The 13,319-nt window shown below is 64.7% G+C and carries 13 protein-coding genes; 7 read left to right on the top strand and 6 right to left on the bottom strand.

Translation table 11 applies throughout. The features are described from left to right. Positions 1-120: 120 nt before the first annotated feature. Positions 121-579 carry a hypothetical protein gene (locus LF63_RS15245; protein ID WP_152569278.1) on the bottom strand — a complete coding sequence of 153 codons (459 nt, stop codon included), beginning with the start codon at positions 577-579 and terminating at the stop codon, positions 121-123. On the opposite strand from LF63_RS15245, the gene LF63_RS15815 reads away from it, so the two are divergent. Further along, a complete protein-coding gene (locus tag LF63_RS15815; protein WP_152569277.1) occupies positions 578-793 on the top strand; it encodes a hypothetical protein in 216 nt (71 codons plus the stop codon). The genes LF63_RS15245 and LF63_RS15815 overlap by 2 nt on opposite strands. Before the next feature lie 94 nt (positions 794-887). Here the strand turns inward: LF63_RS15815 and LF63_RS07010 are convergent, their stop codons facing one another. After that, positions 888-2,543, bottom strand: coding sequence for a S8 family serine peptidase (locus tag LF63_RS07010; protein ID WP_043100601.1), 1,656 nt, complete (start codon positions 2,541-2,543; stop codon positions 888-890). A gap of 323 nt (positions 2,544-2,866) precedes the next feature. Then, positions 2,867-3,253 carry a YkgJ family cysteine cluster protein gene (locus tag LF63_RS07005; RefSeq protein WP_043100599.1) on the bottom strand — a complete coding sequence of 129 codons (387 nt, stop codon included), beginning with the start codon at positions 3,251-3,253 and terminating at the stop codon, positions 2,867-2,869. A 176-nt stretch (positions 3,254-3,429) separates the two neighbouring features. Here LF63_RS07005 and LF63_RS15240 point away from each other — a divergent pair, with 176 nt between their 5' ends. Beyond that, positions 3,430-4,557 (top strand): GGDEF domain-containing protein, encoded by a 1,128-nt coding sequence (locus tag LF63_RS15240; protein WP_052394805.1) that lies wholly within the window; start codon positions 3,430-3,432, stop codon positions 4,555-4,557. Positions 4,558-4,576: 19 nt separating this feature from the next. On the opposite strand, the gene LF63_RS06995 is transcribed toward LF63_RS15240, so the two are convergent. After that, entirely contained in the window at positions 4,577-5,335 is a 759-nt protein-coding gene (locus LF63_RS06995; RefSeq protein WP_152569359.1) for an endonuclease/exonuclease/phosphatase family protein, read from the bottom strand. Positions 5,336-5,935: 600 nt separating this feature from the next. Between LF63_RS06995 and bglX the strand changes: the two genes are divergently transcribed. Together bglX and LF63_RS06985 are read left to right on the top strand one after the other, a co-directional pair. Further along, positions 5,936-8,338 carry a beta-glucosidase BglX gene (bglX, locus tag LF63_RS06990; RefSeq protein ID WP_043100595.1) on the top strand — a complete coding sequence of 801 codons (2,403 nt, stop codon included), beginning with the start codon at positions 5,936-5,938 and terminating at the stop codon, positions 8,336-8,338. Between the two features lie 112 nt (positions 8,339-8,450). Further along, on the top strand, positions 8,451-9,203 hold the full coding sequence (locus LF63_RS06985) for an alpha/beta fold hydrolase domain-containing protein (protein ID WP_043100593.1): 753 nt from the start codon (positions 8,451-8,453) through the stop codon (positions 9,201-9,203). 108 nt (positions 9,204-9,311) lie between these two features. Here the strand turns inward: LF63_RS06985 and LF63_RS15235 are convergent, their stop codons facing one another. Next, positions 9,312-10,421, bottom strand: coding sequence for an MvdC/MvdD family ATP grasp protein (locus LF63_RS15235; protein ID WP_152569276.1), 1,110 nt, complete (start codon positions 10,419-10,421; stop codon positions 9,312-9,314). A 118-nt stretch (positions 10,422-10,539) separates the two neighbouring features. After that, entirely contained in the window at positions 10,540-10,800 is a 261-nt protein-coding gene (locus tag LF63_RS15810) for a hypothetical protein (protein ID WP_152569275.1), read from the bottom strand. Positions 10,801-11,207: 407 nt separating this feature from the next. Here LF63_RS15810 and LF63_RS06975 point away from each other — a divergent pair, with 407 nt between their 5' ends. The 3 genes from LF63_RS06975 (at position 11,208) to LF63_RS06965 (ending at position 13,287) form a co-directional block, all read left to right on the top strand. Further along, entirely contained in the window at positions 11,208-12,281 is a 1,074-nt protein-coding gene (locus LF63_RS06975; protein WP_235205284.1) for a hypothetical protein, read from the top strand. Further along, complete coding sequence (locus LF63_RS06970) at positions 12,241-12,666, top strand: hypothetical protein (RefSeq protein WP_043100589.1); 426 nt, start codon at positions 12,241-12,243, stop codon at positions 12,664-12,666. The genes LF63_RS06975 and LF63_RS06970 overlap by 41 nt, the downstream gene beginning before the upstream one ends. A 96-nt stretch (positions 12,667-12,762) precedes the next feature. Beyond that, positions 12,763-13,287: a protein tyrosine phosphatase family protein gene (locus tag LF63_RS06965; RefSeq protein ID WP_235205283.1), complete on the top strand. Its 525-nt coding sequence runs from the start codon at positions 12,763-12,765 to the stop codon at positions 13,285-13,287. Positions 13,288-13,319 lie beyond the last annotated feature (32 nt).

Below are 13,319 nucleotides of genomic sequence, written 5' to 3'. Positions count from 1 at the left end.
CCGGTGCAGCACATGGCCTGCCCCGCCACCGGAACCCTCCATTCATCGCAGGGCACCGAAGTGCCCTGCGTGAAGCTGGATGGACCGCACTACGCGACGGCGGCGCATCCATCGGTCTGTTTACCTGCCGGATGGCTGAGGACGCTGATAGTAGCCGGGCTGATGAATTTCCTGCGGCTGACCGAATTGCGTGTTACTGAGGTCCGAGGATGCATAGCGATTGGCAAGACGCAATTGACCGTGCGCCGTATGTACCCAGTACCAGGACCCTGTGGGCAGTGCTTTGCTGGATTGATAAGCAAAACGTACCGAATACTGGCCATTGTCGAGCTTGTTCGTCACAAGCTTCATGTTCAGGATCATCTGACTGCTGATCGGATGTCCGTGCTCCATGGCCGGCTTCTTGATCATGGCCGAAACCGTCTTTTCGAGGAGCCCCTGGAACTTGGGGTCCAACTTGACGCCCGATGAAACATCCGTGACCACGCCCTTGGAATTGACGGTCACCAGCGTCGGAATGACCTTCTGCCCGTCTTTCTTGTCCGTGCCGGATTTCGCCCCCGCCACCGAGATGCCCATGAAAAGCATCAAGAACACGGCAAGCGTGGAAACCATCACCGAATGGTTGCGTGGACTTTTTGCTAGAACGAAAAGCATCTTCCTGTATGCACTCATTACCTTCTCCTGCGAGTTCTCCCCCATTGCATGGCATATAACCACAGCCTCGGGATTGCAAGTCCTCTGTTCGGTGAAAATCCGTGCCTCGCGCGAAAACAATAATCCAGGCCCCTGAAAGAAAAACAATTTCGTCGAAAAATGCCATACACCAAAAAAAGAAGGCCCTGCGGAACAGGGCCTTCTCCGTATGCACCGAAAAGCGGGTCCGGTTACTGGACCACGCCGCCCGCGCCGTTACGGGTGCCGTTGATGGAGGCTTCCACGGCCGCCTGGGCATCCACGATGCCCGCACCGATGTAGTGGTGATTGTCCCGCAGCGAGAAGGACGGACGCATGGCCGTCTTGCGCAGGATCGCCAGCACCTGCAGCGGTTTCAGCGGCCGCAGACCAAGCGCCTTGCGCGCACTCTGCATCAGCGCCACCGTGCCGGCCACGTGCGGCGCGGCCTGAGACGTACCCGCGTAACCGGAATAACTGGTGCCCAGCGCCACCGGCGTGGTGGACCCATTGTTCAGCGCCTGCCAGACGAAGCCGTCGTAGGACACCACGCCCGTGGCCGGATCGTCGTCCTGATACACGCCACCGCCCGGCGCGGCGATCTCCACCGCCATGCCGTAGTTGGAGTAGTAGGCACGCTTGCCGGTGACGCCGGTCGCCGCGACCGTGATCACACCCGGGCAGCTCGCCGGCGAGTAGTTGCGCGCATCGTCGTTGCTGTTGCCGGCGGACACCACCACCACCGCGCCGAGCTGGTTGGCCACATGCACGGCCCAGCCGGTCGGATCATAGGTACGGCAGGTGCCGCCGCCGCCCAGGCTCAAGTTGATGACATCGGCCGGATACTGGTTGTCGGGCACGCCGTCGATGTGACCGCCCGCCGCCCACACGATGGCGTCGGCGATGTCGCTGGTGTAACCGCCGCAATGACCCAGCACGCGCACCGGCAGCACCTTCGCGTTGTAGGCGATGCCGGCCATGCCGCGCGCGTTGTTGGTCAGTTCCGCACCCGCCGTGCTGGCGACATGCGTGCCGTGCCAGGAGCTGCTTTCCGGCGGACGGCTCGGACTGGTGCAAGCCGACAACCAGGGCTCGGTCGTGGTCCAGTCGCCCAGATCCCAGCCGCCCGGAACGCGGTCGTCGGTCGGACGACCGGAGACGAAGGCATCGGAGATGAAGTCGTAACCGGCATCGGCCAGCGAGGTGTCGACGTCGACGTGCTGCGTGATGCCCGTGTCGAGCACCGCGATCACGACGTTGGAGCCGTCGGCGATGTCCCACGCGCCGCTGACGTTGGCGCCGCCGAGATTGGCGTCGCCGAAATAGGTGATCGCGCCATCCGGCGCCTTCAGGTGCCACTGGTAGAACGGGTAGTAGGTGTCGTTCGGCGTGAAGGCCGCCGGCTGGAACAGGTCGGGCGCCTTGATCAGCGGATCGCGATACATCATCACGTCCGGCGTCACGTCCAGCACGGACGGATCGGCGGCGATCTGACTCATCAATGCGGCCGCTTCGTTGCGATCCAGCTTGCGCGACGTGCGCACCAGATCGGAGCCAATCGCCAGCCGACGCTGGAACGAAGCCTGCACCGCTCCGAGCGCCTGGCCAGAGCCGGCGATTTTGGCCTTGTCCAGACCGGCGCGGCGCACGGCGCCGTCGATGTCCCGCATCATCACGGCCCGATCGCTGTGCTGCAGACTGCCGCTGCTGTAGGTAATGATGAAGCGATCGTAGTGGCCACTATCCTTCAGTGCGCTCACGTTCGCGCGCGTGCTGGGTGTGGCAGCCGATGCGGCCTGGGCGCTGACGGCACCCGCCAGGGCCAGTGAGACGAACAGGAGCGTCCTGGTCGCAAAACGCGTTCTCATGATGAATCCCCTCCAAAACGTTGGGAGACGGGGCCGAAAGTCGGCCCCGTCGCAGACGGCAAAATCGTGCGTGGTACCCAATGGCGGAAAAGAACGCCGGCCCCTGTTCCGACGGTCCGCGGCGATGCCGCAGACTCCTTTCTGTCACCGCGTTCGACACTAGATGAGCGGCATGGGATTGCAAGTGTGCCGCTCGCCGTACGTCGCACGGCCGAAAGACGAAAGCAGGCCGTTTGCCCTGCTCGCACAACAGGTTGCGTGATGCAGTTCCGCGAATTAGGCCGTACGGCCTAGTGCGCAAGGACTAGGTGCGGAACGCCGATTCAGGCCAGATGCGGAAGCGGGGTGATGCATGGATCGCTCGGCCCGATCCAGTCGTCGGGACGCAGCGGCGAAAGACCGTGCGCCTGGCGGGCGCGGTCGCACTGCGGACTCGGCTCGCCTTGCTCCCAAGCCGGGATCAAGGCGCGGCACACGGAAGGACGCTGCGCGTAGATCGAGCAGGAAGCGTCGCGTCCCACGTCGCCTAGCAAAGCCATGCAACGGGGCTGACGACGGTCGGTACCGCGCATCGCCAAGCGATGTGGGTCTAGCTTCACCGTCGACTCGGGAGGCACCACGCCGCCGAGAAATGCCTCGGCCTCCGACCAGTGGAAAGCCACACGGAAATAGGCGCAGCACGCGCCACAGCGCAGGCACGGATGACTCATGGTCGGCAGTTCAACCGCACCCCACGGCACGGAGCGGGCGGATTCTAGGCGGTTTGCGGTCGACTGGGAATCCTCTGGCCGACGCCTGGTCGGCGCCGGTTCACGCCGTGCGCAGGTACACCGAAGCACGACCGAAATCAGGGTAGACTTTCCCCAGCCCGTATGGGATTCCAGGTTTGAAGACATCCTTTCGTCTGCTGATCGCGGGCCTCGTCCTGCTGGCCTGCTGCATGCCGCTGCACACGCTTGCCGCGATGCAGGTGCCGCCTCCCCCGCCGCCGGGTGCACGACCGTATCCGCCGCCCCGCTGGCCGCCGCCACCACCACCGCCGCCGCATCATCATCCGTTTGCACCGCCGCAGACTCAGCCGACCGCTGCCGCGCCAAGCGTGCGACCGGAGCCGGTGACGCTTCCGGATGTGGATCGTTTCGTCATCGCGCCGCCACCGGCACAGACCACCGAGCCGCCGGCCACCCAGGCGCCGGCCGACGCCATGCAGACTCGCACGGAGAACGCACCAGCAAAGGTCTCCGTCATGGCAGCGCCCGCGTCGAGCACGCCCACATCTCCGACCGCACGTCACCGTACCGAGCTTCCGACCTGGGCGCTGCTGACGTTACTGGTGGTACTCGTGATCGGCGGATGGTTGTGGCGCCGAAGCCGCCGTCTGGCGCAAGAAACCGCTCGCCTGGCGCGCCAGCACCGCGCGTTGCAGAGCATCCATCACCGGCTGCGCAACGAGTCCGAACAACTGCGCCAGCAGGCTACCAACGACCCGCTGACCGGCGCGCTGAACCGCCAGGCCTTCGCCGGCGGACTGCGCGAAATGCTCGAACACCTTTCGCACTACGCCAAGCCGGTCCATCTGATCGTGCTCGATCTGGACCACTTCAAGGCCATCAACGATCGGCTCGGACATCTGGCCGGCGACCGCGCCCTGAAGCTGGTTACCGGCGTCGTGCACGAGCATCTGGACAGCGCCGACCTGTTCGGTCGTTTCGGCGGCGACGAGTTCCTGATCGCCAGCGCCGACCACGACGCTGCTTCTGCGCACGCTCTGGCCGAAGCCATCCGCGTGGCCGTCGACGCGGAAGCGCTGCGTCAGACGCCACCGTTAGAGGGGCTGACGTTGAGCATGGGACTGGCTCAGGCCGATCCGGACAGCGGCTATGCCGCGGACGCGCTGTTCGCACGCGCCGATGCGGCGCTTTACGAGGCTAAACGCCAGGGACGCAACCGGGTCGTGGTCGCGAATCCGCAGACTCCGGAGCGTCTGAACGCGTTTGCCGAGCGCCACCTCTGACACCCGGCCTCGCGCCGCATCAACCGCCGCTGGCTTGCAGCACGGTCAGCACCGGATAGTGATCGGAGGGATACACCGGACCGTCATGCGTGGTCACGGTGCGCACCGAACGCGGTGCGAAGCCGCGCACCAGAATCCAGTCGATGCGGCGATCGGGATGGCCGGTGAAGTTGTGGAAGGTCTTCGCCGGTCCGACATGCTTCGGAGCATGCAGCCATACGTCCTGCAGGGCGTGCGTCAGCTTGGCGTGCACGCGGCTGTCCGCCGCGCTGTTGAAGTCGCCGGTCAGGATCACGCGCGCCGTGGCCGGCAGCTTGGCGATGCGACCGAGAATCTCGTCGGCGCTGCGCAGGCGGGCCTCGACGTCTTGATCGCGATAGGGAAAATGCGTGTTGAAGTAGTAGAACGTGCCGCCGTGGTCACGAAAGCGGAAACGCGCCCACGTCACCATGCGCGGCAGCGGCTGTCCCCAGGTCTTGCTGCCGACCACGCTGGGCGTGTCCGACAACCAGAAGTCACCCGACTTCAGCACTTCGAGACGATCCGTGCGGTAGAACACGCCCATGTGCTCGCCCTTGGTGCCGCCTTCGCGCCCCTGTCCGAACCAGGCATAGCCAGGCAGATGCGCGGCGATGTAGGTGCCCTGCTCCTCGGTTAGTTCCTGCGTGCCGAGCACGTCCGGATGCTGGGTCTTGATGACCCGGACCAGCAACGCCCGCCGCTTGGGCCAGGCGTTGATGCCATCGCTGGCGACGGGCACGCGCACGTTGAAGGTCATCACGCGCAAGGGTTGCGAAGCCGCGCGTGAAACAGGCGCAACGGCCACGCCGAGTACGAATGCCACTACCAGAAGGACACGCAAGATACAGTCTGACACGGGGATCGACTCCGATTTGGCCACAGGAATCCCTACAAGCTACCACCACCATGGAGCATCCAGATGACGCTTCACGAGCGTCTGCATGCCATCGGGATGACGTTTCAAGGATGTCGTTCGGCACGGGCGACCTGACTCCTACCTTCGGGCCCGCCCATGCACAGGGAACGCACATGGCGCCTCGTACCGCCTCCCGATCACAAAGACACGCCCTTTCCGACGAGAAGCACGCGCCCCCTTGACCGGATGCCGCCTCTCCCGCGCATGCCCCGATCCCATATCGCCGCCCCTCCCATGCGGCATGCGTAGCAAGAAGCCCCATCAAAGGGCTTTTTGAACCGCTTTCGCTGCCATCGATTGCGCCAGTCGGCTACACTATGTAATCGTTTCCATAAGAAACCCTGGGGACGGCCAAAACGGCCTCTTCCCGAAAGAAAAAGGATGCGCGTCGCCGGGACGGCGGTGTGTGTCCGCCGCCGTCTGTGCATCGCTGGAGAAATGATGAAGACCCCTTCCCCGTTGACCGCTCGCCGCAAGGCGTCCCTTCTGTGCGCCGCGATGGGCTGTGCGCTGACGCTTTCCGCCGGCGCCCTGGCCCAGGCGCAACCGAGCGGGCCGACCCATGTCGCCGCGAAGCCCTCCAATGCGCAGCTCGCCTCGCCCGCGATCGAGCGCAAGGTGGATGCGCTGCTGAAGAAGATGACGCTGCGCGAGAAGATCGGTCAGCTGATGCAGTACAACGACGCCGGCTGTTCGGCGCCCACCACGGCCAACGCCGACAACCCGGCGATGGCCGCCAATCCGACCGCGCAGTGCGTCGACGCCATGAAGCTGGCGGCCGATGGCGGCATGGGTTCGATGCTCAACGTGGTCGGCGCCGAACGCACCGACAAGTTCCAGCGCGCCGCGGTCGAGAAAAGCCGGCTGCACATCCCCCTGCTGTTCGGCGCCGACGTGATCCACGGCTACCGCACCATCTATCCGGTGCCGCTGGGTCTGGCTTCTTCCTGGGATCCGCAGCTGGTGAAGGACCTCTCGCGCATGGCGGCCAGCGAAGCCACCACCGGTGGCGTGCGCTGGTTCTACTCGCCGATGGTCGACATCTCGCGCGACGCGCGCTGGGGACGCTCGGTCGAGGGCGCGGGCGAGGATCCCTACCTCGGCGCGGCGATGGCGCGCGCCTACATCCATGGCTATCAGGGCGACGACCTTTCCAAGCCCGACCACGTGGCCGCTTCGGTGAAGCACTTCGCCGCCTACGGCGCAGCCGAGGCCGGCCGCGAGTACAACACCACGGACATGTCCGACATCCGTCTGCGCCAGGTCTACCTGCCGCCGTACAAGGCAGCCATCGAGGCCGGCTCGGCCACCGTGATGAGCGCCTTCAACGCGCTCAACGGCGTGCCCGCCACCGCCGATCCGTACCTGCTGACCGACATCCTGCGCAAGGAATGGGGGTTCAACGGCTTCGTCGTCAGCGACTACACCGCGATCATGGAGCTCACGCATCACGGCATCGCCCTGACGCCAGCCGAAGCCAGCAGGAAAGCCATCGATGCCGGCACCGATGTCGACATGATGTCGCACTACTACGACACCCAACTGCCGACGCTGCTGAAAGAACACAAGGTGTCGATGGCGACGATCGACGAGGCCGTGCGCCGCGTGCTGCGGGTGAAGTTCGCGCTGGGCCTGTTCGAGCATCCCTACGCGCGCGGCACCGAGGTGACGCATGCCGTCGCCGCGCACCGCCCGCTGGTGCGCAAGGCCGCCGAGGAATCCTTCGTCCTGCTGAAGAACGCCAAGGTCGGCGCCACGCCGGTCCTGCCGTTGTCGTCGAACACCAAGACCGTCGCCTTGATCGGCCCGCTGAGCGACGACAGTAACCAGATGACCGGCGCCTGGGGCGGCGCCTACCGCCAGTCCGACGTGGTCACCGTGCGTCAGGCGCTCTCAGCGCGCATGAAGAAGCTCGGCGGTACGCTGCTGTTCGCCAAGGGCACCGACATCAAGGGCAACTCCACCGCCGGTTTCGCCGCCGCGCGCCAGGCCGCCGAAAAGGCCGACGTGGTGGTGATGGCGCTGGGCGAATCGGGCGACATGAGCGGTGAAGCCGGTTCGCGCGCGCATCTGGACCTGCCGGGCAACCAGCAGCAGTTGCTGGAAAGCATCGTCGCCACCGGCAAGCCGGTCGTGCTGCTGGTGTTTTCCGGTCGCCCGCTGGTGCTGGACTGGGCCGCCAAACACGTCCCGGCGATCATGGAAACCTGGTTCCCGGGCGTGGAAGCCGGCAACGCCATCGCCAACGTGCTGTTCGGCGACGTCTCGCCCAGCGGCAAGCTGCCGATGAGCTTCCCGCGCGCCGTCGGCCAGGAGCCTCTGTACTACAACCAGTTTCCCACCGGTCGTCCGCCGGGCAAGGCCGATCTCAGCCAGCCGCCGAAGGGCGACACACGATTCATCTCGCGCTACATCGACGTGCCCAATTCGGCGCTGTATCCGTTCGGCTGGGGCCTGACCTACAGCAGCTTCGCCTACACCGATGTGCACGTGTCGCGCGCGACGCTGCCACTGGCGCAGGCCAACCGTCCGGGTGCGAAGAATCTGGTCACGGTGACCGCGACGGTGAAGAACACCGGTTCGCGCACCGCCACCGACGTCGCGCAGCTGTACGTGCGCAACCTCGGCGCCAGCGTCGAGCAGCCGGTGCGCAGTCTCAAGGGCTTCCAGCGCGTGACGCTGAAGCCGGGCGAATCGCGCACGCTGACCTTCCACCTCGGCTTCCCCGAACTGTCGTTCTGGAACGTGCGCAGCAAGCAGGTGATCGAGGCGACCCATTACACCGTCTGGGTCGGCGACAGCTCGCTGGCCAGCCAGCAGGCGAGTTTCATCGTCACACCCTGAGCAGAGGCGTCATTCGCTTCTCCCGCGCTGCCGCATGCGGTAGCGCGGGAGAAGCTGACGCTGCCATGGCCCTGCGCTAGGCTGGAGTCCACTCCGCGAGCGCCTTCCGCCCATGAGCCGACGTCGTCCCCTGCGCATGCTGGCTGCCCTCACCGCCGCCTTTCTGCTGGGCGGCTGTGCGGCGGGCGGTGACATCACCCGACCGATCCCCACTGCCTACATCCCCGCACCCCAGCCCGCGCATCGTCTGGTGGTGATGCTGCCTGGACGCGGCGACGATCTGGCCGGTCTACAGCGGCACCGCATCGCCGCGCTGATCCAGCAACAATGGCCGGACGCGGACGTGATCCTGACCGGCCTGACCATGCCGTTCTACCTGCAGGGGCGCGCGCCGCAGCGCCTGCATGACGAGGTCATCGCGCCCGCGCTGGCACAACACCCGCATCGTCAGCTCTGGCTGATGGGCATTTCCCTCGGCGGCATGGGCGCCCTGCTCTACGACCGTGCCTATCCGAAGCAGGCGCACGGCCTACTGCTGCTTTCGCCCTACCTCGGCGACCGCGCGATCCGCCATGAAATCCAACACGCCGGCGGACTCGCACATTGGCAGCCCGGCCCGCCGCAACCGCTGACCTCGGCCACCTTCCAGCGCGAACTTTGGCGTTATCTGCAAGACTGGATCGACCGCCCGCAGCGCGCACGCACGACCTGGATCGCCTATGGCGCCAGCGAGCGCTTCCGCACATCCATCGCCCTGCTGACGCCCGTGCTGCCCGGCGACCACGTTCTGGAACGCCCCGGCCACCACAACTGGACCCTGTGGACACCAGCCGCGCGCCAGCTGCTGGAACGCGCAGGTCGTTGACGCGCGTTGTACGCGCGATCTGCGCGATCGACGCCGGGACTGCGACGAGGATCATCCAGTGGAAGCAACGCGCGCGTTTCCACCGCCTGTCCGCGCCGAAACGCCCGGCTATGACTCGAGAGCGCGATATTCGTCCGACATCACGTGCTTCAACTGCATCTGCACGATCTGCTGGTAATGATCGGTGCCCAGCCAGTCGGCGAAGTTGTAGCGCGTGCCGTCTTCCATCGCATAATCGCGGCGCCCCGTCGCCAGCAGCGCCGTGATGGCCTGCAGCAACGGCAGGTCGGGCACGGCTTCTTCGAGGAAGAGGAACTGTCCGGCCTGATTCACCTCGAGGAAATACGCTTCGCCGTCCTTGTCGACCACCAGATCGACGCAGCCGTAAATCAGCCCGAGACGCTTCATCAGTGCCCGCAGCTTCTCTTCGATCGCCGCCGGCAGCGTGCACGGTTCGATCAGAATGTCCTCGTCCATCATGTGCCCGCGCCAGTCGACGTAGGCCGGACCGGACTGTTTGCGCATGCGCACGCTGAAATAACGGTCGCCGATGATCGTGGTGCGCACATCGTAGGCCTTGTCGATGTACTGCTGGAAAATGCCCGGGCACATCTCGATGGAGGCATCGCCCGGAAGCACGCTGTCGCGATCGAGCAGCTTCACGCTCATGCTGTAGATACTGCCGCTGGATTCGCTTTTCCAGTTGTGCGGATAGAACGTCTTGTAGACCACGCGTGGCCACTTCGCGATCATGCGCCGCAACTCGTCAGCGTCGTTGCTGACCACGGTGTCCGGAAAGCGCAGCCCCAGCTCTCGCGCCACGCGCAACTGCACCAGCTTGTTTTCCGCGCGAATGGACGACATCGGATCATTCACCCACATGGCGTCGATCAGACCGTCGCCCAGGTATTTCACGTTGTCCTGAAAATGCCGCCATTGGCCCTCGATGAAGCCGCGGTCGGCCTCCATGCACGGCCCGGCCTCGGGATGCTGGGGACGTCGATACCAGACCGAACGGATTTGCCCGTTTTCAGCCTGGAAATCGGTGCTGTCGATACGCAGCTGATCGGCATCCACGTGGACACTCACCTTGGTGCCGTCGCCGGCCCGGACCGAGGGCGCGACTCGCGGTTGCAACCCCATGTCTTCGAGCGCCCAGCCAACTGCGGCCACGTGCGCATCGTCCGTCGGCGCGAAGATCAACACTTGCGGATTCATGCCCATACCTTTCGTTTATTCGATGCAAAAAGAATTCGATATCCAATATCCAAAAACGAAAATGCCTGCCCGTGCAACACGGACAGGCATCTTTCATGCGCAAATGCGCAGCGTCATATCAGGTACCATCGTCCCCGGCATCGCGCCAGCAGCACGGATCCGTGCCCGACGACAGGTAGCAGCCGGAAGCGAGCGTGCTCTGCACGGCTTCCTTGGTGAATTCGGAGGCAACGATACGCGCAAACGGGCGCGCCATGCCTTCTGCGGAAATGTTCGTTTCTGCGTTCTGCATTTCAAACACCTCATACTTTTCGACGGAAAGTAGCCGTTCCGCCACCGGCCTGACCGCGGACCGCGCATGCCATGCGTACGCATGCATGCACGAAACGCGAACAAACGGTTGCGTGAACACGGAGGGGAAAGAAGTGCGGGAAAATCCCGATGGGCCAGACATGCCACGAGGAGGGCATCGGCATCAGCGCTGTGGGCAGGCGATGCACGCAACGGCTTCATTCCCTGAACCTGGACGTCAACAAGCTCCTCCATGACACGTCGTGCGCAATCAACTTATGGATATCCTCAGGTTGATGTCAAGCGCTCACGCGGTTGCAGAAAACCCTTCATGCAGACCATGTGAAAAACTGCGGATCAATCCTCAGAATCCACGGCCAAGGCATTTTTCCGATGCTTGGCCGTTGCAACAAAAGACCCGAAGCGCCTCGAAAAGTTTCCCTCGGATGGGTGCCCCCGAAAAGGCGCGACACGATGCCGTGCTCCGCCCAGCGCTTGACCCGCCCGCTCGGACGCGAGTATGAATGCGACGAGCGAGGCATCAACGCATGCCGTCGCCACGCGGGGAAGTCCCGGCGCAGACGTCCGCGCCTGATTTCGCCTTCATCGTTCCGGGCCATTGGGGCAACCCCAAGACAGCACAAGGACACGCTCCAACCGCCCTCGGCTAAGGAGAGAGCCATGGGTACGTTGATCGCCAAGCACTACCGCACCACGCTTTTCGCGAAACTCGCCGACCACACCTACGTGGAATGCGGTGCCGGGGGCAAAACCTGGTCTTGCTGGGGAGGCAGTACCGGCGGCAAGGTGCTCCGATCGGGCACCGGCAGCACCAAGCGCGCGGACGAGATCGCCGGCGCCAAGGAACGTGCCGGCATCACCTGCTATCTGGTCAATGGCGTGTGCCATCAAGCCGCCAACCGCATCCTTCTGCCTGCACAGATCACGGTGCGCGGCGCGCGCGGATACTGGATATCGAGCTCGCTGTACGGCGTTTACGGCCGCGAGTCGGGTGTTCTCGGCATGTGCAAGGCGCCGTTCCACAAGCACCCGGACGTGAGCGGCGACCTCGACGCCTGCCGCGACGGAAAGCGCGCCGACATCGATGCCTCGCAGCCCGATGCCCGCGAACTCGCCTTTCTGAAGACCTCGCTGGAACTCACGCAGGAAGCGGAAAGCGCGGCCACGGCCAAGAGTCTGAATGCATCCGCGCTGCACGACCTGCAGGTCCGCATGTTCGACGAGCTGATGCGCTACCGTATCGGCGAGCACCTCGTGAACACCAAGTCGCACGACCACATGCTCGGCATGCGCCGCGAGATCGAGGAAAAGCACACCGAGATCGAGGCGACATTCGCCCCGAACGCGGAGAATGTCGACGCCTTCGTGGAGAACAACAACGCCCTCGCCGAGGAATTCCAGCGCCGTGCAGCGGATCTGCTCGACGACGAGACCTACGTCCGCCTTTTCGACCATCCCAAAGACGAGATTCTCGTCGTCGGCGATCCGGAGATCGCACGCCAAGCCTATGCCGACCGACCCCGCCCACCGCGACCGCGCAATCGCTGACTACGGTCCGCGCATCTCCGGCGAGGAATACGATCGCCGGGTGGTGGCTCTGCATGCGCATGCCGACGCGCCGGAAGGCCGACGGGATGCGCAGGCACTGCGCCGGGCGGAACTCGACATCACCATCGACCATCGTCTCGGCGTGCACTTCCCTGCGGAGCGTCGCGAAGCGCTGTGGCGCATCCAGCAGACATGGACGTCGCATCCGCTGCGCAGTCTGCTGGCATCGTTCGGCCGCGATCTGCTGCACGGCCGGCTGTCCGGTGCGTCGACGATACAGGCCAGGATGCTGGTACAACGCTATGCGGACGTGTTGAACCAGGAAGAGCTGTGCGCCTACTTCGATCTGGATGCCGACGAAGTGCGTTCATTGCTCGATGTGTGAACACGCGGCATCGAAACACCACGCATCGCGGACGCGTCGATGCGCGACCTGCTAGCGTACGTGACGACGAAGGAAACCGGAGACAACCTCATGCGCATGAGCTGGATTCTGATCGCCGTGCTTTGGCCGTTCGGCGCGATGTCGGCGTCGTCGCCTTCGCTTGAAGACATCGCTCACCTGAGTCAGCCTGCTCCGCATCGCATGGCTTCGGGCGCCATCGATGCCAAGGACCTTTCCCTGCTCAAGCAAGCCGGCATCGGCATGGTCATCAATCTGCGTACCGACCGCGAGACGCCGGACTTCGACGAAGCCGCCGCGGTGCGCGATGCCGGCATGGCCTATCGCCATCTCCCGATCGACGGCGCCAGTGGTCTGACCCGTGCCCATGTGGAGCGGCTCGACGTCCTACTGCGACAGGCCGGCGACACGCCGACCCTGGTGCATTGCGCTTCCAGCAACCGGGTCGGCGCCATGATCGCCTTGCGCGCCTTCTGGCTGCAGCACCGTTCGGCAGCCGACGCGCTTGCCGAGGGACGACGCTGGGGGCTGCGAAGCCTGGAGCCCATCGTACGCGAGCACCTCGGCCTGCCCGTCGAGGCACCGCATCGCGACGCACCGTAACGACGGCCGAATGGAACGTGCATCCATGCGTT

This window comes from Oleiagrimonas soli, assembly GCF_000761445.1.
GTDB lineage: Bacteria > Pseudomonadota > Gammaproteobacteria > Xanthomonadales > Rhodanobacteraceae > Oleiagrimonas > Oleiagrimonas soli.
Note: the sequence above shows the minus strand (reverse complement) of the source record. Positions and strands in the feature narration are given on the sequence as shown.

Excerpts from the sequence above, each read along its gene's own strand:
- LF63_RS15815 (WP_152569277.1), top strand. The coding sequence starts at position 578 with ATGAAAAGCATCAAGAACACGGCAAGCGTGGAAACCATCACCGAATGG.
- LF63_RS06995 (WP_152569359.1), bottom strand. The coding sequence starts at position 5,335 with ATGACCTTCAACGTGCGCGTGCCCGTCGCCAGCGATGGCATCAACGCC.
- LF63_RS15235 (WP_152569276.1), bottom strand. The coding sequence starts at position 10,421 with ATGAATCCGCAAGTGTTGATCTTCGCGCCGACGGACGATGCGCACGTG.
- bglX (WP_043100595.1), top strand. The coding sequence starts at position 5,936 with ATGAAGACCCCTTCCCCGTTGACCGCTCGCCGCAAGGCGTCCCTTCTG.
- LF63_RS07010 (WP_043100601.1), bottom strand. The coding sequence starts at position 2,543 with ATGAGAACGCGTTTTGCGACCAGGACGCTCCTGTTCGTCTCACTGGCC.
- LF63_RS07005 (WP_043100599.1), bottom strand. The coding sequence starts at position 3,253 with ATGAGTCATCCGTGCCTGCGCTGTGGCGCGTGCTGCGCCTATTTCCGT.
- LF63_RS06985 (WP_043100593.1), top strand. The coding sequence starts at position 8,451 with ATGAGCCGACGTCGTCCCCTGCGCATGCTGGCTGCCCTCACCGCCGCC.
- LF63_RS15810 (WP_152569275.1), bottom strand. The coding sequence starts at position 10,800 with ATGCATGCGTACGCATGGCATGCGCGGTCCGCGGTCAGGCCGGTGGCG.
- LF63_RS15245 (WP_152569278.1), bottom strand. The coding sequence starts at position 579 with ATGGGCATCTCGGTGGCGGGGGCGAAATCCGGCACGGACAAGAAAGAC.
- LF63_RS06965 (WP_235205283.1), top strand. The coding sequence starts at position 12,763 with ATGAGCTGGATTCTGATCGCCGTGCTTTGGCCGTTCGGCGCGATGTCG.
- LF63_RS06970 (WP_043100589.1), top strand. The coding sequence starts at position 12,241 with ATGCCGACCGACCCCGCCCACCGCGACCGCGCAATCGCTGACTACGGT.